15 protein-coding genes and 1 pseudogene are annotated in these 20,515 nt (G+C 41.0%); 11 read left to right on the forward strand and 5 right to left on the reverse strand.

The genetic code is table 11. The annotated features are described in order from the left end of the window. Positions 1-115: 115 nt before the first annotated feature. Positions 116-265, forward strand: a complete 150-nt coding sequence (locus HUZ36_RS18350) for a hypothetical protein (protein ID WP_176033633.1) — start codon at positions 116-118, stop codon at positions 263-265. Between the two features lie 470 nt (positions 266-735). Here HUZ36_RS18350 and HUZ36_RS18355 read toward each other — a convergent pair whose 3' ends face one another. From HUZ36_RS18355 to cmoA, 4 genes are all read right to left on the reverse strand, one after another. After that, a complete protein-coding gene (locus tag HUZ36_RS18355) occupies positions 736-2,058 on the reverse strand; it encodes a hypothetical protein (RefSeq protein WP_147390309.1) in 1,323 nt (440 codons plus the stop codon). Between the two features lie 208 nt (positions 2,059-2,266). Next, the gene (locus tag HUZ36_RS18360; protein WP_125253201.1) at positions 2,267-2,686 is read right to left on the reverse strand and encodes a hypothetical protein; all 420 of its coding nucleotides are present in this window, start codon (positions 2,684-2,686) and stop codon (positions 2,267-2,269) included. A gap of 516 nt (positions 2,687-3,202) precedes the next feature. Then, a complete protein-coding gene (cmoB, locus tag HUZ36_RS18365; protein WP_147390308.1) occupies positions 3,203-4,171 on the reverse strand; it encodes a tRNA 5-methoxyuridine(34)/uridine 5-oxyacetic acid(34) synthase CmoB in 969 nt (322 codons plus the stop codon). 8 nt (positions 4,172-4,179) lie between these two features. Beyond that, positions 4,180-4,905 carry a carboxy-S-adenosyl-L-methionine synthase CmoA gene (cmoA, locus tag HUZ36_RS18370; RefSeq protein ID WP_176033634.1) on the reverse strand — a complete coding sequence of 242 codons (726 nt, stop codon included), beginning with the start codon at positions 4,903-4,905 and terminating at the stop codon, positions 4,180-4,182. Positions 4,906-5,020: 115 nt separating this feature from the next. Between cmoA and HUZ36_RS18375 the strand changes: the two genes are divergently transcribed. Continuing rightward, the gene (locus HUZ36_RS18375; RefSeq protein WP_125253198.1) at positions 5,021-5,698 is read left to right on the forward strand and encodes a DUF3334 family protein; all 678 of its coding nucleotides are present in this window, start codon (positions 5,021-5,023) and stop codon (positions 5,696-5,698) included. A gap of 392 nt (positions 5,699-6,090) precedes the next feature. Here the strand turns inward: HUZ36_RS18375 and HUZ36_RS18380 are convergent, their stop codons facing one another. After that, complete coding sequence (locus HUZ36_RS18380; RefSeq protein ID WP_176033635.1) at positions 6,091-9,822, reverse strand: response regulator; 3,732 nt, start codon at positions 9,820-9,822, stop codon at positions 6,091-6,093. A gap of 103 nt (positions 9,823-9,925) precedes the next feature. On the opposite strand from HUZ36_RS18380, the gene HUZ36_RS18385 reads away from it, so the two are divergent. From HUZ36_RS18385 to HUZ36_RS21635, 9 genes and pseudogenes are all read left to right on the forward strand, one after another. Continuing rightward, positions 9,926-11,047 (forward strand): hybrid sensor histidine kinase/response regulator, encoded by a 1,122-nt coding sequence (locus HUZ36_RS18385; protein WP_176033636.1) that lies wholly within the window; start codon positions 9,926-9,928, stop codon positions 11,045-11,047. Between the two features lie 383 nt (positions 11,048-11,430). Next, positions 11,431-12,273 (forward strand): isopenicillin N synthase family dioxygenase, encoded by an 843-nt coding sequence (locus HUZ36_RS18390; protein ID WP_125253195.1) that lies wholly within the window; start codon positions 11,431-11,433, stop codon positions 12,271-12,273. Between the two features lie 317 nt (positions 12,274-12,590). Then, positions 12,591-13,502, forward strand: coding sequence for an N-acetylglucosamine kinase (gene nagK, locus HUZ36_RS18395; RefSeq protein ID WP_125253194.1), 912 nt, complete (start codon positions 12,591-12,593; stop codon positions 13,500-13,502). After that, complete coding sequence (gene nagA, locus HUZ36_RS18400; RefSeq protein WP_176033637.1) at positions 13,502-14,629, forward strand: N-acetylglucosamine-6-phosphate deacetylase; 1,128 nt, start codon at positions 13,502-13,504, stop codon at positions 14,627-14,629. The genes nagK and nagA overlap by 1 nt, the downstream gene beginning before the upstream one ends. Before the next feature lie 413 nt (positions 14,630-15,042). Next, positions 15,043-16,176 (forward strand): transmembrane glucosamine N-acetyltransferase NagX, encoded by a 1,134-nt coding sequence (gene nagX / locus HUZ36_RS18405; protein WP_176033638.1) that lies wholly within the window; start codon positions 15,043-15,045, stop codon positions 16,174-16,176. 282 nt (positions 16,177-16,458) lie between these two features. After that, complete coding sequence (nagB, locus tag HUZ36_RS18410) at positions 16,459-17,253, forward strand: glucosamine-6-phosphate deaminase (protein ID WP_045988699.1); 795 nt, start codon at positions 16,459-16,461, stop codon at positions 17,251-17,253. 147 nt (positions 17,254-17,400) lie between these two features. Next, complete coding sequence (gene nudC / locus HUZ36_RS18415; RefSeq protein WP_176033640.1) at positions 17,401-18,303, forward strand: NAD(+) diphosphatase; 903 nt, start codon at positions 17,401-17,403, stop codon at positions 18,301-18,303. Positions 18,304-18,305: 2 nt separating this feature from the next. Next, on the forward strand, positions 18,306-19,484 hold the full coding sequence (locus HUZ36_RS18420; protein WP_176033639.1) for a cystathionine beta-lyase: 1,179 nt from the start codon (positions 18,306-18,308) through the stop codon (positions 19,482-19,484). A gap of 834 nt (positions 19,485-20,318) precedes the next feature. Then, a pseudogene (locus HUZ36_RS21635) lies at positions 20,319-20,515 on the forward strand (transposase); the annotation flags it as partial.

Raw genomic sequence — 20,515 nt, forward strand, 5'->3', positions numbered from 1 at the left:
TAAAAAACAGGACAATTTAAAAGCAAATGTTTGCTAACTATCTCAATGTTGTTATTATTTTTTTACTTGCAATGTAAGCAAGTTGAAAATTCAGATTGTCATTAAGGATAAAAAAATGAAATTAAAAGTAAAAAAGAAAAGTATGTTAAACCTATCTGATAACAAGTCATTAAACCAAAAACTGACACCACAAGTTGCGGGAGGCGGATTTACTTCCAGTTGGTTTAAAGAGTTAAGTAAAGCATATTGCGACATTGCAAAATAACTTAAACCATGGGTGATAGAACAACTAGGTAGGCTTCTCTTATAGTGTAAAGATAAGACTTGCCATTAAGGGTTGATATATCTACATGATTTGGAGCGTTTTAGCTCCTTTTTCACTTTATTTCTTGCTTAGAGATGAGCATAAAGCCGTATGACATTCGTACTATCCTATTGTTTTGATTAGTCACAAAACTTCTTATTTAGAACAGCTTAGAAGCAAAATTTTTGCCTTGCTTACAGGACGTAGTTACCGAGGTAATAGCAGGACGCGGGCGCGGTGTTATCGACAAGACTTTCTCGCCTCAACATAGACCTCTTAATTAAGATAATTGGTTTAAGGCTGTTATAGCGATGGTGTTAATCGATAGTGGGAATTACGGCTAAGAGGCTCTCAATGGAAGTTAGATGATATAAGTCGAGCTATGAGCTTTTTACGCGTTTAAGCTCGCCTCATATCACCTTTAATAAAGCTTAATTGGAGTTAAGTTCAAACTCTATTCTGATGGAAGCGCCACCATCATATATACCACTGTCTATCAATTGTTCGTATGTTTGGCGTTGAAACACATTGATAAGGTCAATGTAATTACCTTCATGATTATAATCGTAAAGGTTAAATGAGAGGTACATAGAGCTTTCATCCATCGTCTCATCAGTGAGAATATCACCAAATTCCAAATCAGGGATTGTTCCTTTAGCTTCAGAGTTGATATACCAACTTACCGCACCATGCTTGTAATCATTAAACCCTATCATATATTGTACTCTGTCAGCACTGGGTACAGCGTTGGTGTAATCATAAGATAATACGTTACTATTTGATGATACTAGGGCATTAACAAAGCTGTTTGAAAACTCATAACCAACATCGTAGGCCGAAATCTTCTGCGGTTGATCTAAGTGACCATTTTCGTCGATATGCTGATATGCAGTATTAAAGCTCTTAAAGTTACCCTCTGCAAAGCTGTTTTCCTCAAAGCTTGCAAGAGAAAGTAAGTTGGTATCTGCAATAGAGGGGTAGATATAAAGATTATCTTTGGTTCTATATGAAACTTGATGAAAAACAGAGCGGTTATCAATGGCACCACGTATGTTAACAGTCCCCATACTATGCTCATCAATGTGTGAGTAGTCGACTTTAACGCCTTGATGAATAAAGTCAGACTCTTTTACACTGATTGCTCCGGAAGAGAGATCAAATTTCGCCGCTTTTGAGCCGCCAAAGTATGGCGTTTTGATTGAAAGATAAGCGAGTTTATCCTTGCTACACATTGGCAATACGTCATCAGCAACATCAATATGAATTGGGCGGCGATTTACCCCCTCCAAAATAGCATCAGGTGCAGATATTTTAAGTTCAGAAATATCGACTTGCGCCTCATATGTACATGAACAAGAGTCATCACTGTTATAAAAACTGAGTCTATCTAGTGTTAATCCGTTAGAAACATCAAGATACGTGTCGACATAAGTCACCTTTTCACCATCATTGTTTTTCATTGGTATTATGACAGAGATATGTTGTGTCCCTTGGGGAATATCGGTATCTATCTTCCCTTGATTGTCAGATTTTGTGGTACCGTTTACGGCACCATCAAGTTTATGGAATACAACATCAAAAGCTGGTCGAGTGGCTTCACCGCACGAGTTAGTCACGCTAGTCATTGTTGTGAATTTTGCTAGAGCAGCACTGCTGCTTCCTGAACCTTGTGTACTGTTGTTATTATCACTACCGCCACAAGCTACTAATGAAGAGATAAGCGCAAGCGCGATGAGTGTTTTTGTAGTTTTCATTGATTTAGTCCATTATTGAATCAGTGCAGATGCTACCCAAAATCAGGAACAAAGTATAGCGCTGTTTCGGACTTATCCTTGATAATTACTATATAAATTAATCGATTATAAACTTGTACTGTTTTAGAGTAAGAAGCAAAAAAGATTTCTACTTACTATGTAATCTGGTGTTTGGATGCTGGCTAAATCATTGCTTCTTCTACATACCTTATTCCAAATTAAACACTTCTTTGAAATGATCCCATAAGCCCAGTGATTCACCAGCAAAGATATCAATACCTAGCCAAGACTTTAATAAGTAAAGCGCAACAAACAAGATCCCAAGCAAAATAACACTGAAGACAAGTAGCGTGATTAAAAAAACGATAGCGGCGGTAACACGTTCGCTCGAGCTCAGCTTGCGCCTGTTTACACCGCCAAGGAAAACAAAATAGAAACTCCAGGGTAAGAATGGCAGTGCTAATGTCGGCCTAAAGTCAATCTTATGGTTGTTCCAACTACGCGTATCCATTGCTTTTTGTAGTGCTTTGCGTTGTTTGTAACTAAAGCTGGCAGCTATATCAGGATCCATTTTCTTTAACAGTTGCCGCACATGGGTATATTCTTGATCTGATTTATTTACAGCCATTTAGTCTCCTTTTATGATGAAATAAGCCATGTAATGACAGCTGAGCTTTGTGTGGGGTACCTGAACAGAAGGCTTTTAGGCTGATCATGATCCCATTTTTACGGATTACTTCTCGCTTGCTTCAAAGCTAGGATTAACTGTTCCCCAAACTCTCAGGCTTTTTTAGCCACTGCTCGGGTACTATTGAAGAATAGCCATTACAGTGCCGGTTTTATAAATGGATGCGGTAGTATGTTCGATGAGCGATAAAAGTAAGCTTGCTCACCTATTGTCCAAAATGTTGGTTACTTATTACATATAGTGTAGTTCGACATATCTTACTATCAATATTAACGGTCAATCTAAAATACTGAGCTTGGGTGGGGTGCAACAGCTTCGCTTGGATTAAAGGGGGGAGGTTGATTTGTAAGCTATTACAACGATAAACACATTGGAGCTTATTGTTTTGTAGAGCTAAATATCATAGCTTGCCTAACCTGCAGAATGCAGGCTAGGCAAATTTGCACATTAACTTCCTTACGCCTTAGCAGTAAAAATGGCGCGAAGTGGAGCCGGATAGCCTTCTATCGTTTTGTTTGGGTCATCAGGGTCTAAAAAGTCAGCAAGCGACTCTGTTTCCATCCACGGGGTCTGGCGCTGCTCGTCCAATGACGTCACATCCCGGTTAACAACTTTAATGTCTTTGAAGCCAACTCGCTCCAGCCATAAGGTTAGTGCATCACAACTTGGAATAAACCATACGTTACGCATTTTTGCGTAACGATCGGTGGGCACCAATACCGTGTTAACATCCCCTTCAACGACGAGAGTTTCTAGTACCAACTCGCCGCCTTTGCGTAGTTGAGCCTTAAGCTGAGCTAAAAAATCAATCGGGGAACGACGGTGATACAAGACACCCATCGAAAAAACGGTATCAAAGGCTTTAAGCTCTGGCAATTGCTCTACACCAAGCGGTAATAGGTGAACATTAGGGTCTGGATTATAGTGCTTGATAGTTTGAAATTGACATAGAAATAGGTCAGATGGATCTATACCGACAACCAGTTCTGCACCTTCACCACGCATACGCCAAAGGTGGTAGCCTGAGCCACACCCAATATCTAGCACATTGCGGCCTTTTAAATCGCTAATGTGTGGTAACAATCTATCCCACTTCCAATCACTGCGCCATTCTGTGTCAATATGTATACCATGCAGGTGAAATGGCCCTTTTCTCCAAGGCATCATACGCTTAAGAAGGTGTGTCAGTTGCTTTTGGTGACCTTCGCTGATTTCTTCTACCGTGCCAATTTCAACTTTTGTAGTGATGTTGACATGCGAAGTAGAAATGTCAGGTAAGTTTTTAAGTACTTTTTCCCATTTTGGCCAGTCTCCATGCTGTGCTTCTTTTTGCCAATGACTTAGCTGCGCAGGAAGTGTTTCAAGCCAATGGCTCAGTGGTGTCTTTGCTATGGTAGCGTAAAAGTCAGTAAACCAATGATTCATAATTGCCTCTATTTTATAGCTACCAGTGAGCAGAAGTTAAAACATTGATACCAGACTTGAGTTTGACTAAAGCCAATATCTTTTAATCTTGTCAAATGTGTGCTCAAAGAGTCTGTGCGCATCACGTTTTCAATCGCTGTACGCTTTTGGCTGATTTCCAATTCGGAATAGCCATTGTGACGTTTAAAGTCATGATGGAGATCGATCAATAAATTGTCTTTAATGTCATTTTCCCCACGAATTTTTTCGCTCAATAGTAATACACCACCGGGTTTTAGGCCCTGATATATCTTCTCAAGCACCGCATTGCGGTTTTCTGGTGGGATAAACTGTAGCGTGAAATTCATCGCAACCACCGAGGCGTTATTAATTTCTATTTCATTAATGTCGCCTAAAATGACAGAGACGGGCACATCAGATTTAAAGCCTTTTAAGTGAAGTTTACAGCGTTCAGTCATTGGCGCAGAATTATCTACAGCGATAATGTGACAATTTTCTTTGTCGATGTTTCTGCGCATACTTAATGTTACTGCACCTAAAGAGCATCCTAAGTCATATAAATTGGAGTTGCTTTGTGTATATGCACCAGCAAGTTTACCCATTGTACTGACTATCGTTGCATATCCAGGCACGGATCGCTGGATCATGTCTGGAAATACCTCGACAACATTTTCGTCAAAAGTAAAGTCTTTTACTGCTTGCTCAGTGGCATAAATACTGTCTTTGCCCGTCACATCAAATCTCTCTTTGAAAATAATCTCGCTATTTTAGCATTTTATGCTGGATAGTCAGTGATAAATTCAGTAGCTTGGCTACTATTAATGATAAGAAGTAAATATGAGATAAAAAATGGCGAAAAACAAAGTGATTAGCACAGAAGATATTCTTTCAACTCTATGCCACTCGGTAACAGAAGTGCTGTCGTCGGCAAGCGGCAATCAAATAAGCTATTCTGCAATGGTACAAAAGATTACCCGTACTTGTATGAGACCAGATATTGGCTGCTTTGTACTGTTTGATGGTGGATTTACCGGTTTAGTTGTGACCAATTTTACGGCGCAAGCTGCGATGGAAGTTTATACTGACTATATGCGTAACATGGGTATGCCTGAAGACGAAATTGCACATAGCCATTTGTCAGATGATGTTGCAAATGTTTTAGGTGAGCTGATGAATCAAATTGTTGGTGATTTTACCAACAAGGTTCGCGAGCAGCTACATACATCTATCACACAAAACCAGCCCAAGATGATGGCGATTAATAAACAAGTACAAATCTCAGTTGATACGACCATGGATCGACCGCAAGCGCGACGTGTTACTTTTACCACGCAAGGTCAAAATATTTTCTATCTTGAGTTAGCGATGGATAAGACTGAGTTTATTAAACTTCACGACTTTGACATTGCAGAGTCTGTAGATCCAGATGATATCATTGCAAGTCAAGCGGATAAAAAGACGTCAACAAAAGCTGCACAGGAGCAAGACACTGCTGATGATGATTTTATGGATCAATTAGGTCTGTAAACGGGTAGCATTTTTTTATTGTTGCTGTGTAGACTCTGCGGCCAAGTTACCATAAAGATGCACATGTCATTACGTATGTAGCTGCGCCTATGGTGGCTGGGTTGCACGATTGCAAAGCATTATATAGCAGTCAAACAAGTTTGATGAGGTAATGGCTCTTGTCATTACTTACTCAAATGTCAGACTGAATAGTCATCTACGCTTTTTTTGGGCTATGTTTTGGCTGAGGTGTTAAGCTCTCGATAAAAGTGCTTTTAATGCTGAGTTATATTGGCAGATGTACTGTTTGCTGTGTCTTAGGCTGAAGTAGTAAGTCTTTAGCCTTTTTCAGTTTTTTCCCTTGTTTGGCTTAATGCAGTAGAGGGCGCAGAAGTAATAATTGGATTGTTGAATTAGTGGACGGAGCCCTTATCGATATTTAAGTCTTTAGCTTCCTCAACACGCTTTATTGACGTTAACATCATGTATGCCTCATTAAACTCGAAGTGTGCAATAGCCGTTTTTAGCTTCTGTAACTCTACCTCCGATAAATAGCTACTGGCCGTTATGGTATCGACTAACTCAGTCGCTTGGGTATCGTAATCTCTCAGTGCTCTAGCCAATTGTATTAGCTCCTCTAGCTGACTACTCTCGCTCTTCGTCACGCTGTTAGTGGCCTCCGATTCTATTACTTTATCTTGCTTGCGACGTAACTGACATTGCCCCAGCGCATATTTTACGTACTTGATAAGCTCATCTATTTCTTGTGCTTTAGGTGGATTAATATCAAGTGAGGATTCAATTTTTTTGAATTCAGTGACTAATTTTACAATAGATAAATTAGCACTTGCGCCTTTTAAGGCGTGAAGCATACTTTGTGCAAGTTCCAAATTTTCGATTGCCAATGCTTGTTTTAAGTTGATGAGCTCTTCAACTTGCTGTGAAAGAAACTTTTCAAGAATATCAAAATAAACTTTTTGATTTCCGGCAGCACGGGCAATACCTTCTGAAATATCAATACCGTTAAACTCAATAGTTTCCTCTGATACAAAAGTTGATGTCGTGGTCACGATGTCGTTTTGTAGATCGTCTGGCTCAAGTGGTGGTAGCGAGTGGTTGACTTGCGTATATTGTAAAATACGCTCTACTAATTGCTTCACGTCAATGGGTTTAGTTACGTGATCATTCATTCCAGCATCAATACAAATTTGTATGTCCTCTTCCATTGCATTTGCCGTCATCGCCAGCACAGGTAAGGTATCTTTATCATACTCTTTTCTGATCTTTTGCGTAGCAGTGATACCATCCATTATTGGCATTTGCATATCCATTAGCACAATATTAATGTGCTTGCTTTTGAGTCGCTCAATCGCTTCTTTGCCATTATCCGCAACTACGACATCTGCACCAAAATTTGACAGTATTTCAACTGCAATTTCTTGATTTACAGGTTGGTCTTCGGCGACTAAAATCACAATTCCCTGTAACACATCATTAGGTATGGATTGCGCTTTTTCGACAACACTTCCCCTTACTGTGGTTGAACCAAAAAGTGCTGTTTGTATGATATCGATAAGGTTTGATGGATTTATTGGCTTCAATAACACGCCATCAACTAAACTTGCCTGGGTGTCTGTCAGGTGCAATTCTCGTCCATAAGCCGTGACTAAAATTATTTTACTCTTTAACTCAACAAGTTGAGAGTGAATTTTGTCAATTAATTCTATACCATCTAATTTTGGCATGTGCCAGTCAACAAAAATAAGGTCCGGTTGCTCCTTGGTAAGTATAAAGTGGTTTAGCGCTTTATTGGGATCTTGGTAAGCACTGAACTGCATTCCAAAGTTTTTCAGCATGCCGCCTAACACATCTAGTGCATGTTGGTTGTCATCGATGATGATGGCTGTTGATTTTGATAAGTAGTTAGAGAGGGGTTTTGTTTTATTAATCTCATCGCTAATCTCCATTTCTAGGGTAAAATAGAACTCGGAGCCTATACCTTCTTCACTTTCTACGTAGATCTCTCCTCCCATGAGTTTGACTAGTTGTTGTGAAATAGTTAAGCCTAAACCAGTACCACCATATTTCCTCGTAATTGAATTATCGGCTTGAGAAAATGATTGGAATAAGTTTCTCTGCTGGCGTTTGTTCATCCCAATACCAGAGTCTTTAACACTGAACTTCATTTTGGCAAGCGTAGTGGTGCAACTCACCAAAGTTACTCGGATCACCACTTCACCTTTGTCGGTAAACTTGACAGCATTCCCTGCGAGGTTGACAAGGACTTGGCTTAATCTAAATTGGTCACCAATTACACAATAAGGCACTTGAGAGTCGACATCAAAAACTAACTCTAGTTGTTTCTCTTGTGCTTTTACGCCGATAATAGTGGCAACACTATCGAGTAATTTTTCAGTTGAAAAAGCTTGGTATTCTAGTTCTACTTTACCTGCTTCTATTTTTGAGAAATCTAGAATGTCGTTAATAAGCCGCAGTAGCTGTTTAGCAGCAACATCTATTTTAGAGATATAATCATGCTGTTTTGCGCTTAATTCGCCCGATAATGCCAAATGGGACATCCCTATAATTGCATTCATCGGTGTTCTTATTTCATGGCTCATATTTGCCAAGAACTCGCTTTTTGCTTTTGCTGAATGTTGTGCAGAGTCTTTTGCTTCAATGAGCTCACGCTGTAATTGATTACGCTCTGAAACATCTAAGTACATACCCACGATACCTATTACATCGCCATCCTCATTGAAAAATGGCGCTTCGTACACGATTAATTCGCGCGCGTTTTCTTGACCATCTAGTAATAACACTTCATAGGTTTGCTCGTGTGATGAACGAATGATTTCAGCGGCTTTCGATTCAAATAAACTAGCTACCCCTAAATCAAACACTTCGTCTATCCTGGCACCAATAACATCAACTTCAAATTGGTCAAGGAGAGTTAAAAATGCTTTGTTAATACCCATAAATACACCTTCAGTAGAACGGTAGTATGTGGGGTTTGGGATGGCATTTATGATGTGATGAGTGAGTTCTAACTGCTCGCCCAAGGCGGACTCTGTTTTTTGTTGTTTCTCCATATTTTCGTTAATGACCAAAGCCAAACTTAAGTCTTTACAGAGATACTCCAAAGCATCAAATTGACTCTTACTTAACGTCTCTGCACTACCGATAAAAATCACATAAACAACTTGGTTATTTATTGTCAACGGCAAGGTATAGCGCCCTTGTATTTTTATCTCAAGATGCTTTGCTTTAAGCCACAACGGCTCGATAAGTATTTGAGATGTGTTTTGATAGGCACACTGAGTTAAACTTGATTCAATTACAGAATAATCCAGCGTAACTCCATGTGCACGGCACAAAGAAAAGGTTTGAGCATCTTGGTGTATATATAAAGCAGTACAAGGTGAATTAAACTCGTTGGCAATAAATGAGAGCGCATGCTCAACAATTGCGCTTGAGCCTGTGATTGATTTTAGTTCTCTATTATACCTTTCGATTATTGCAGCTGAACGTAACTTTTGATTTTGTGTAGCGGTAGTCTGATGAATCGAACGGATCAGTTCTTGGATTTCAGCATCTCCTTTGGAGAAGGCCAAATCAAGTGTATCAGCACGTTCGGATTGGTTTTGTAAGCTTCTGATTATGCTGTATAACGGTGAAAAATGCTTGGCTCTCATATGCCAAATAAAAGCCGTTAAACAGATGGCAACAAAAAAGATAGTTAACGAGACGGCAATCAGTAATTGAAGTTGTTGATTATGTACTTTTTCAATCTCAGCGTTTGCCAATATCGGCAGCTTGTCTATGGCGAGTCTATATGTCTCAGGGAAGCTAAGTTGTGCCTGAGGATCAGAAGCGAAGTGAGAAGCTAAACTTTTTTGTGCTTCGTATAGCTGATCCAGCATAAAAGGCGTAGGGGGCCTTTTTGGAAATTTCAGATTATCTAGCCATTTTGTATCCCGTTCTTTTACGTACATCTCTAGCGATAAATGGTTTTGATAGGAAGTCCTAAAATCGTCTGCAATCAAGCGTTGTGATGTAGTGGCGTGAAAGAGCAAAGCTGCGCCGCCAAGTACGCCTAACAAAGCGAATAGGGCGATCCAACTTAGTAACGCTTTTGAAGACATAAGCTATTATTTATGCGTGAATTTATATTTAACCATAGTCGCGATATATGATTTCTCAAGCTATGCTGTTAAAAGTGTCCTGTTCAGGGAGTGGGTAACGTGAATGGCTGATATTTTAATTGTTGATGATATGCCAGAAAACCTCCAAGTATTACAACTTATTCTCCGTAAAGAGGGGTTTAAAGTGCTAGCGGCAAGGGGCGGAGATATTGCCCTCAGCATCGTTAAGAAACATCATCCAGCCTTAATAGTCACCGACATTAAAATGCCAAATATGTCTGGCATCGAGCTCTGTAAAACGTTGAAATCGAACGCAGTGACAGCCGGCATTCCAGTTGTCTTTGTTAGCGCTTACGAAGACAGTGAGAGTTTAGTTCAAGCACTTTCTGTAGGTGGCGTGGATTACATCACCAAGCCGTACAAGCCAAGTGAGATCATAGCGCGAGTTAACACCCAATTTAAATTGATTGAGGCGCAAAAATTAGCGGTTAAACAACAGCTATCAAACACTATTAATCAGATGATGATAGGTATTGCACATGAACTCAACACACCACTTGGCACAAGTATTACCTCGTCTAGCTATTTAAAAGAGATAGCACAAAACTTACAACAAGCATTGACATCACAAACGCTGACACAAGCACATTTAGTTGATGGTTTTGAGCAAATGAAAGAAAGTTGCGAGTTGTGTATACGCAATTTAGAGAAAGTAGCAAAATTTGTCAGCCTACTAAAATCAATATCGCAATCAGAAAGGGGCTGTGTTCGTGCGCCTACAAAGCTGTTTGATATTGAGAACCGCTTACGCAACAGTTTTTCGAAACAGAATGTTAAAATCGAATTTATTACAGAAATCGCAGCTAATTTATATGTTGATGGTCAGGCGTTACTTGAAGTGTTTGAGAATCTAATTGAAAACTCGATAGCACACGCGTGGTGTTCACCTGAACATAGTGTCACAATTAGCTGTCAACACCTTGATGAGCTGCTTCATATTTCTTATATTGACTATGGCGTGGGTCTAAAAGGTATTTCAACAACTGAACTCCTTAAACCTTTTATTACGACAAAACGAGGTAACGCTGGACATGTTGGATTGAGCGCCAATTTAACTGCTAACTTGATTTCAGGGGCGTTACAAGGCGAATTTGACGTAGATAATACTCCACTAGGATTGGAGTGGCGGATCCGTATTCCGGTTAGTGCACCTGATTGTGATTGATCTGTGTCAAAGTAGTGAGCTCTATTAGGAAAAGCGGACATAAGTCCTTATGTCATCGCCGCTAATTCAATAAGCTCGCTCGCTGTTAAAACGTAATCTGGAAAAGTCACCTGCTATGTATTGAATTAGCGTCACTGACTTATCTAAGAATTATCGACAACACGATCGTATAAGGGCTTTTTTAGCCTTTGCTGTTGCTGTTTTGAGAGGTAAGATTTGATTTACCCCTCAAGCATAAACCCCTAGGTTAACAGACCCGATAACATACGCCTTACCTTCTACTAGGTACGCAGTGTTGAGATGACACGGGAAGTGCGTTATTTACCGAAACAATGTGTTTAGGTAAATAACCATGAATTACTAATAATTTTGGTGGAACCATTATGCAACAGTTACCTACCGTAGACTATCAATCGCCAAATGCTGCGAAAGAATTTGTAGAGTCATTAAGAAATACCGGTTTTGGTGTATTAAAGAATCATCCAATCCCTCAAGAGTTGGTTGAGTCAATCTACAAAAATTGGCAAGAATTTTTTAATTCAGAAGAAAAGCATCAATTTCTTTTTAATAAAGAAACACAAGACGGTTACTTTCCACCAGAGGTGTCAGAAGTAGCAAAAGGCTTTACCGTGAAAGATATTAAAGAATACTTTCATGTATATCCAAAAGGTCAAGTACCAGCTCAATTAGAATCTGAGATCCGTGAATATTATCGTTTGGCGAATGAGTTTGCCCAAACGTTATTAAGCTGGGTTCAATCAGAAGCACCAGAAGAAGTAAGAGCAAAGTTTTCGATTGATCTAAAAGACATGATCAGTCAATCAGAGCAAACGTTATTGCGTATTCTTCATTATCCGCCAATGACAGGTGACGAAGAGCCCGGTGCTATTCGTGCAGCCGCTCATGGAGACATTAATCTATTAACCGTGCTTCCTGCAGCAAATGAGCCAGGTCTACAGGTACAAAGACAAGATGGCAGTTGGTTAGATGTGCCATGTGATTTTGGTTCATTGATCATTAATATTGGTGATATGCTACAAGAAGCATCTGGTGGGTATTTCCCTTCTACTATTCACCGAGTGATCAATCCAACAGGCAAAGCATCGACTAAGTCACGTATTTCACTGCCACTGTTCTTGCACCCAAGACCAGATGTAGTGTTATCAGAACGATACACGGCTGATAGTTACTTACAAGAACGTTTGAAAGAGCTAGGTGTTAAATAACCTCTGTTTTGAGCGTAACACTACTCAGTGGTGCTAGCTTTGCCTAGTGCCACTTTGGTTTTTCACTCGAAAGGCTGAACTCATTTCTTTCTCTAATTTCTCATCCTCGGTTATATTATTTCTGTAATTTTTGCTGTTTTTCCCTGACAATTTGCTCAAACTATGCAATATTCATTTTTTCAAAATGAATAAATTTCTTGAAAAAAATAATGACAACGCTGTCATTTGTTGTGTAACATCAATTCAACATGAATAAAAAACCGCGTCTAACGAAAATAATAACGTGGTGTAATCCAGAATAGAGTAGGGGTCTTTACATGATGGCTAAACAGGTTAACCAAGACCAACTATACATCGGTGTCGATGGTGGTGGAACAAAGTGCCGTGCAACTATTTATTCTCTTCAACATGGCATTTTGGGTACCGGTCTGGGAGGCCCTGCTAATCCCTTACATGGATTAGAGCGCACACTTGAATCTATTATGGTATCGACTCAAATGGCATTACAAGATGCGGGACTTCGTGTTGAGCAGGTTCATGAACTTAATGCCGGCCTTGGTCTCGCAGGTGTTAACTTGCCGCTGCTGTATGACAAGATTATGCAGTGGGAACATCCATTTAAACAGATGTTTCTTACCACTGATTTACATACTGCATGTATTGGGGCACATGAAGGTAGTGATGGTGCGGTCATTATTACGGGGACCGGTTCTTGTGGTTTTGCTTTGGTCAATGGCAAAACGGTCAACTATGGTGGACATGGTTTTGCTCAAGGCGATATGGGCAGTGGCGCATGGATGGGGCTAGAAGCAGTTAAAGCTGCCTTACTTGATCTTGATGGATTAGGTGAGAAAACAACGTTGAGCCAAGTATTATTAGATCATTTCAGTGCTAAAGATGCGATGGGAATTGCAGAGCAAATGGCAGGGCAACCTTCAAGTGGCTATGCAAAACTTGCCCGATATGTGTTAGATCAGGCTAAGCAAAACGATGACATCGCACTTTCAATAGTGAAGTCTGGTGCAGGGTATATCAGCCGCTTGGCGAAGCGTCTGCTTGAACTGAATCCACCCAGATTGTCTATGATCGGTGGGTTATCTGAACCATTACAAGCTTGGCTTGACCCAGAAATCGCAAAGCAAGTCCAACTACCTAAGCAGCCGCCTGAAATGGGGGCTATTTACTTTGCTATTCAAAGTGCAGGTCAAGAATTACAAAAGGCGAACTAATGACGACTCAATGTTACTTTGCTCCAGAGCTTTTTGATGGCGAAAGTTTTAGGAAAGATGTTTACTTCAGTGTAAATAAAGGTCGAATTGAACATGTTAATGAATCGCAGGTGATCGATGCTTTGACATTATCAGGACTAGTTGTACCTGGTTTTATTGATGTTCAAGTTAACGGTGGTGGTGGCGCATTTTTTAATGCAGAGCAATCCACAGAGTGTCTAGAAAAAATAGTCAGTGCACATGGGAAATTTGGCTCTACAGGGCTGATGCCTACACTTATCACAGATAGAATTGAAGTGATGCAGCAAGCCGCCGACGCCACTGCACAGGCTATTGCAGCGGGTCAATCAGGTGTGCTTGGGATCCACTTTGAAGGTCCTCATTTGTCTCATCCTAAGAAAGGCACTCACAGCGAACAGTTTATTCGGCCAATCTCAGAGGAAGAATTTACTGTATACGGCCGTCAAGATTTAGGGATCAAGATGGTTACTTTGGCACCTGAAACTGTTCCTCTTAGCGACATTGAACGTTTGATTGCACTTGGCGTAAAAGTGTGTATTGGGCATTCAAATGCAGATTACGAAACAGCAAATGCAGCACTTAACGTTGGTGTAGATGGATTTACTCACCTTTTTAATGCAATGTCCGCATTTACCTCACGCGAACCTGGTGTGGTTGGAGCGGCGCTATGGGATGACAATAGCTGGTGTGGTTTGATTGTTGATGGTCATCATGTGCACCCATTGTCCGCACAGCTTGCCATTCGTACTAAGCAGCGCGGTAAAGTAATGCTTGTGACAGATGCTATGCCACCTGTTGGTACAGATGACACCGAGTTTGACTTTTTTGATGGTAGGAAAGTGATCCGTACAGGCGATCGTTTAAACTCAACAACAGGAGAGCTTGCAGGCAGCGTATTAGATATGGCAAGTGCGGTACGTAATACTGTCAATACGCTTAACGTGAGCCTAGCTGAGAGTTTACGTATGGCTTCCCTATATCCTGCACAGTATCTTGGTTTATCACAAAAAGGGCATCTAAGATCGGGTGCTGATGCCGACTTTGTGGTACTCGATAGACGTAACTTGCTTGTTGAGCAGACCTATATCGCAGGGCAGGTGATATAACTGTTTTGTAAATGATTCATGGGCGAAATGGCCTTGTAGATTTCCCTGATAAAACCCCGCAGCTGTATCGCGGGGCTTTGTTTTTTATGTTTAGCCGATATTCGATATGGATGGTTCAATAACTAGAGCTGGTAAACCAATTAGTCTTAATACTTACTAAGTTTGCAGACGTAAATCGGTCGCTAACTTCGTTAAAACTTCTTATCTAGAACAACTAAATAGCAAGATTTTTGCTTAGTTATAGACAAGTTCTTTTCGTCTCAAAATAGTAAGCTTAACTAAGATAACGATTGGTATCGCTTCGATTTACTTTATGGTGGGATAGCGATTACACGCATTGTGAATACACCTTACAGTCAGTCGGTTAGTTTGATTGAGCTACCCATCGTTATGTTTCAAACGGATAAATAACTATGGCAACTAATAATAAACCAAAGCGACTTGCGTCTTTGGACGCCTTGCGTGGCATGGATATGTTCTGGATCTTAGGTGGCCAGTCAATTTTTGCTGCACTATTTGTATTGACCGGATGGCAAGGGTGGAAAGCTTTCGAAGCACATACGGCCCACAGCCCTTGGCATGGTTTTACTTTTTATGATCTTATCTTTCCACTATTTATCTTTTTATCAGGTGTAGCAATGGGCTTATCGCCCAAGCGTATTGATCATCTACCTTTTAAAGAGCGTCAACCGTTTTATATCAAAGCACTGAAGCGCCTCTTATTACTGTGTGGTTTTGGCGTGCTATATAATCATGGTTGGGGTACGGGGATCCCAATGGATCCAGAAAGCGTTCGTTACGCGAGTGTCTTAGGTCGGATCGCGTTTGCTTGGTTCTTTTGTGCTTTACTGGTTTGGCACACTAGCTTGCGAACGTTGGCCTATGTAGGTATTGGTATATTGTTATTCTATTGGATTTTGCTTTGCTTCATTCCTGTCCCCGGTGGACAAGCCGGCGACTTAAGTGCAAACGGTGTGGGTAGCTGGAATGCGTTTATCGACACGTATCTACTTCCAGGGATCAGTTATCAAAATCGTCCGGTTGACCCAGAAGGTGTGCTATCTAGTTTACCTGCCATCGTTAATGCTATCGCAGGGGTATTTGCAGGTCGTGCAATTGCTAATGCACACACTCAAGGTGAGTGGAAAACGGTAGCTATTCTAGCAGGCTCTGGGATCGTTGCGTTAGCACTAGGTTGGATTTGGGATATGCAGTTTCCTGTTAATAAAGAGTTGTGGACGAGTTCATTTGTGCTCGTAACCGTGGGCTGGAGCGCGATCCTGTTAGCAGTATTTTATGCGGTTGTAGATATACTGAATTTTCAGCGCTGGGCGTATCCCTTTATTATTATAGGAGCCAACTCTATTATTATTTATTTGGCGTCGAGTTTAGTGGACTGGAGCTTTATTAGTAAGAGTGTGTTTGGTGGGATTATTACTGCTGTACCGGCTGCATGGCAGCCGCTAATGGCTGTTTTTGCGTTATTGGCAGTGCAGCTTCTGGTGCTTCACTGGATGTATAAACGCCGCATTTTTGTAAGTGTATAGCGGCCCTCGGTGGTTATCAGCAGCTCAGGTTAATTAGTAAAAGTGCCCACTATTGTGGGCTTTTTTATACCTGCTGAATGTATAGCGTAAAAAATATCCATGTTTTTTTTCACTTTTGCTTTACAAGAGAATTATTTCTGATAATAATGACAGCGTTGTCATAATGGTGATAACCTAATGCTGTGTATCCCAATTAGGTTCGATCTGACCTTGTCTTGATTGCACGCGAGACAGGGTTCAGATCCCATTTTATTCTAATCATCTCAACATTTGGTTAATCGTATGCAAGTAGTCATTTTAAAAGACGCTGCCGAAGTGGCAGCATATGGTGCAGACATTTTTACAACGCAACTAAAGCGTAAAGCTAACTCTGTGTTGGGATTAGCAACTGGTTCAACACCAGTAGCTTTGTATCAAGAATTAATTAAGCGTAATCAAGCAAATGAAATTAGTTTTGCTGAAGTTACCAGTTTTAACCTAGATGAATATTTAGGTTTAGATGGCTCACATCCACAAAGTTATCGATATTTTATGCAGCAGCAGCTGTTTGACCATATCAATATTGATAAAAGTAATACGCACGTTCCCCCTGGTGACGCAAAAAATCCAATTACGGCGTGCGGCGAGTATGAAGCGCGTATTAAGTCAGCTGGTGGAATTGATGTACAGCTTTTGGGCATTGGCAGAAATGGCCACATTGGCTTTAATGAGCCATCGTCAGGATTAACTTCACGTACTCGCGTAAAGACCCTAACGAAAGCAACAATTGATGATAACGCGCGTTTTTTTAAAGCTGATGAGTACCAGCCTCATTTATCCATCACAATGGGTATTGGCACTATTTTAGATGCTAAAAAGGTGGTGTTGCTAGCAACAGGTGAAAACAAAGCTGATGCTGTTGTTGCGATGGTAGAGGGGCCGTTAACTGCCGCATGTCCGGCCTCAGCGCTACAAATGCACCGAGATGCAGTGATCGTTATTGATGAAGCTGCGGCATCTAAGCTAAAAGACATTGAGTTTTATAAGCATATTGAAAACGAGAATCAAAAGTTGCTGGATTATCTTGCCTCTCTGTAGTGTGAAATCACACTGTAGTTTTCGAAAGCCCATTTATGGGCTTTTTTTTTGCCAGCATCTTTGCGCTGTGTTAGTTTTAATCTCTCTAAGAGATGGCTAATTTGGTCCGAGAAATGAGGGAATAGGGGCTTGTTGTATTACACTCAAATGACGTTAGACAGAGCATCTAACGAACGAAAAGATAAAAATTGGTTATTGTCCCAAATGGGCGATAACAGTCGCTGGCTATTAATTCAGGACGACGCAAATTTAGTGCACACTCAAGCTAACGCATTACATTATCTTTCTCGAGCAGATGTTTCCGACTTAGCACTTCAAGATGCGATATTTTTAGGTCGTGATGAATCGCACAGTTACTTTGCTCTTGATGTTTCTAAGCAACGAGACAAACTTTCTTTTATTGATGCTGAGTTTGAGTTTATCGACATGCGTCAGGTAGGTCGCAATTTGCCAAAACAGCAAGGCTCGATAGGAGTGCTTGCCCGGGGCTTATGTTACTGGCATAAAACCCACTGTTTTTGTGGGCGCTGTGGACAACCTAATAAAATGGTTGAAGCAGGTCATGCAAGGCGCTGTGTGAATCCAGAATGTCGACATATGACGTTTCCCCGTACAGATCCTGCCGTTATCATGCTTGTAACGCATGTATTCCCCGATGGTATTGAACGCTGCTTATTGGGTCGTCAGGCCATTTGGCCTGAGGGCGTATTTTCAACACTGGCGGGGTTTGTGGATCCGGGGGAGACTTTAGAGCAAGCAGTAATAAGGGAAGTGATGGAAGAAGCGGGAGTTGAAGCATACGATGCCACTTATATTGCCTCGCAGCCATGGCCATTTCCGTCTTCACTTATGCTCGGATTTATCGCAAAAGCGAAAACCACAGAAATCTTCGTGGAGCAAGATGAGCTTGAGCAGGCTAGATGGTTTTCACGGGCGGAGCTTAATACATTTTCAGAGTGGGGCGATACCAAGCCCGGCTATAAACTGACCAGAGAAGACTCTATCTCCAGATATTTAGTTGAATACTGGCGTGCACAACCAGAAGAGTAATTATGAAAAAGCATACAAAAATTGTTGCTGCTGGAAGAAAAGCAGAATATACAGCAGGGGTGGTAAATCCAGTCGTTCAGCGCGCTTCGACTATAGTGTTTGAAAGCGTTGCTGAAATGCAAGAAGCAATAAAAGGTCGTGGCCATCGTACACTGTTTTATGGTCGGCGAGGCACCAACACCCATTTTGCTTTGCAAGATGCCATTGCAGAGCTTGAAAATGGCGCGGGTTGTGCCTTGTACCCGTGTGGGGCAGCAGCAATTGCACAATCGCTCTTGTCGTTCTTGAAAGCCGGAGACCATCTACTGATGGTGGATACCGCTTATGAACCCACCAGAGATCTCTGTGACAAGTTACTGAAGGGTTACGGAATAGAGACCACCTACTATGATCCAATGATTGGCGCTGGTATTGACGCGTTAATTCAAGACAATACCAAAGTGTTGTTCTTAGAGTCTCCAGGTTCAATCACGATGGAAGTACAAGATGTGCCAGCGATGGTTGAAGTTGCAAAGCGCCGTGGCGTTATCACTATGCTTGATAATACGTGGGGTAATGGCTGGCAGTTTAGGCCACTTGACCACGGTGTTGATATTAGTATTCAAGCAGCAACAAAATATATTGTTGGACATTCGGATGTAATGATGGGCGTAGCCGTTGCAAACGAGCGTTATTGGCCCGAATTGAGAGAACACTCTTATTTATTGGGGCAATGTACCTCCGCAGATGATGCTTATTTAGCGCTGCGTGGATTACGCACTATGCCCGCGAGATTAAAACAACATGAACAGTCGGCAATGACTGTGGCCAAATGGCTTGACGCACATCCACTTGTCGACCACGTTAGACACCCAGCTTTTGAAACTTGCCCCGGTCATGAGTTTTTCAAGCGCGACTTTGATGGCAGTAATGGTTTATTTTCAATTGTAATGAAAGAAGGTAGCCAAAAAGCGATTAACCGTTTCTTGGATGCCTTATCCCATTTTAAAATGGGCTTTTCATGGGGGGGATACGAGAGTTTGGTTACAGCCAATAAAACCATGGAGCATTTGCGATCAGCCACAGGTTGGACACTTGGTCCCGTTATCCGCCTTCACATAGGTCTTGAAGACGTAGAAGACTTGATAGAAGATTTAGAACACGCACTTAAGGTCTACGAACAAAATCTTGGTAAACCTTAAAACCTCGGCTCAACTTATCGGTATTGGGTACTTCATTTTAAAAGAGGTACCTCGGATTTATTGAGCCACAATAACTCTTGGATCAAGACTGAAAACTGTGGAGAGCAATACCAGTTTGGTGCAGTTTAAGCGTAAAGCACAGGGAACTTTCAGAGGGTGGATATGTCTAAGAGCTACGTCATAAAAGTATTGCAAACTGAATTCAAGGAAAGGTGATGAAATTAAACAGACTGATTATGTTACCGATAATCTCACTCAGCGCTTGTGTAGTAATGCCTGTTCAAGATACTGGTCACACCAACAAGTGCGAGATTTCATCGGATAGAAAAACCCTAAAGATAGTAGATGTTGCAGACGAAACTAATACGTATTATTCCGTGAGTGGAATTATTTTAACGCCAATACTCGTTCCTACTACCGCAATTCTTTCGGGGACTTATATGCTGATAAATAATACCTATCGTCTTGGGGAAGAGACGATAAAATGCGAAAGCAAATCTTAAAAGTAACTACAGACTTGTATAATTGTTGCGTTGTGTTTTGGTTTAAGCACTGCGCAATGCTCCAACTATTTAAACCAGACACCCCAACTATTTAAACCAGACACACACCACTAATTTGCACCTTGATGAGATACCGCCTAAGTTTTGAATCTATACTCAATGGATTGAGGAAACCAAACGATGGCGACTGCCCGTAAAAGACAAATCAGTTTAACCGATATTTAAACCAGACACCCAACTATTTAAACCAGACACACACCACTAATTTGCACCTTGATGAGATACCGCCTAAGCTTTGAATCTATACTCAATGGATTGAGAAAACCAAACGATGGCGACTGCCCGTAAAAAACAAATCAGTTTAACTGACACCAAATATTATCACTGTATCTCCCGTTGCGTCAGGCGCGCCTTTCTGTGTGGCGAAGATAAACTTACCGGAAAATCATACGAGCACCGCCGGGACTGGGTTGAAGAAAAGCTATTGATGTTGGCTTCCATATTTTGTATTGATGTTTGTGCTTATGC

It is taken from the genome of Pseudoalteromonas sp. McH1-7, from assembly GCF_013366255.1.
GTDB classification, from domain to species: Bacteria; Pseudomonadota; Gammaproteobacteria; order Enterobacterales; family Alteromonadaceae; genus Pseudoalteromonas; species Pseudoalteromonas peptidolytica.

Excerpts from the sequence above, each read along its gene's own strand:
- HUZ36_RS18350 (WP_176033633.1), top strand. The coding sequence starts at position 116 with ATGAAATTAAAAGTAAAAAAGAAAAGTATGTTAAACCTATCTGATAAC.
- HUZ36_RS18355 (WP_147390309.1), bottom strand. The coding sequence starts at position 2,058 with ATGAAAACTACAAAAACACTCATCGCGCTTGCGCTTATCTCTTCATTA.
- HUZ36_RS18360 (WP_125253201.1), bottom strand. The coding sequence starts at position 2,686 with ATGGCTGTAAATAAATCAGATCAAGAATATACCCATGTGCGGCAACTG.
- cmoB (WP_147390308.1), bottom strand. The coding sequence starts at position 4,171 with ATGAATCATTGGTTTACTGACTTTTACGCTACCATAGCAAAGACACCA.
- HUZ36_RS18375 (WP_125253198.1), top strand. The coding sequence starts at position 5,021 with ATGGCGAAAAACAAAGTGATTAGCACAGAAGATATTCTTTCAACTCTA.
- HUZ36_RS18380 (WP_176033635.1), bottom strand. The coding sequence starts at position 9,822 with ATGTCTTCAAAAGCGTTACTAAGTTGGATCGCCCTATTCGCTTTGTTA.
- HUZ36_RS18385 (WP_176033636.1), top strand. The coding sequence starts at position 9,926 with ATGGCTGATATTTTAATTGTTGATGATATGCCAGAAAACCTCCAAGTA.
- HUZ36_RS18390 (WP_125253195.1), top strand. The coding sequence starts at position 11,431 with ATGCAACAGTTACCTACCGTAGACTATCAATCGCCAAATGCTGCGAAA.
- nagK (WP_125253194.1), top strand. The coding sequence starts at position 12,591 with ATGATGGCTAAACAGGTTAACCAAGACCAACTATACATCGGTGTCGAT.
- nagA (WP_176033637.1), top strand. The coding sequence starts at position 13,502 with ATGACGACTCAATGTTACTTTGCTCCAGAGCTTTTTGATGGCGAAAGT.
- nagX (WP_176033638.1), top strand. The coding sequence starts at position 15,043 with ATGGCAACTAATAATAAACCAAAGCGACTTGCGTCTTTGGACGCCTTG.
- nagB (WP_045988699.1), top strand. The coding sequence starts at position 16,459 with ATGCAAGTAGTCATTTTAAAAGACGCTGCCGAAGTGGCAGCATATGGT.
- nudC (WP_176033640.1), top strand. The coding sequence starts at position 17,401 with ATGACGTTAGACAGAGCATCTAACGAACGAAAAGATAAAAATTGGTTA.
- HUZ36_RS18420 (WP_176033639.1), top strand. The coding sequence starts at position 18,306 with ATGAAAAAGCATACAAAAATTGTTGCTGCTGGAAGAAAAGCAGAATAT.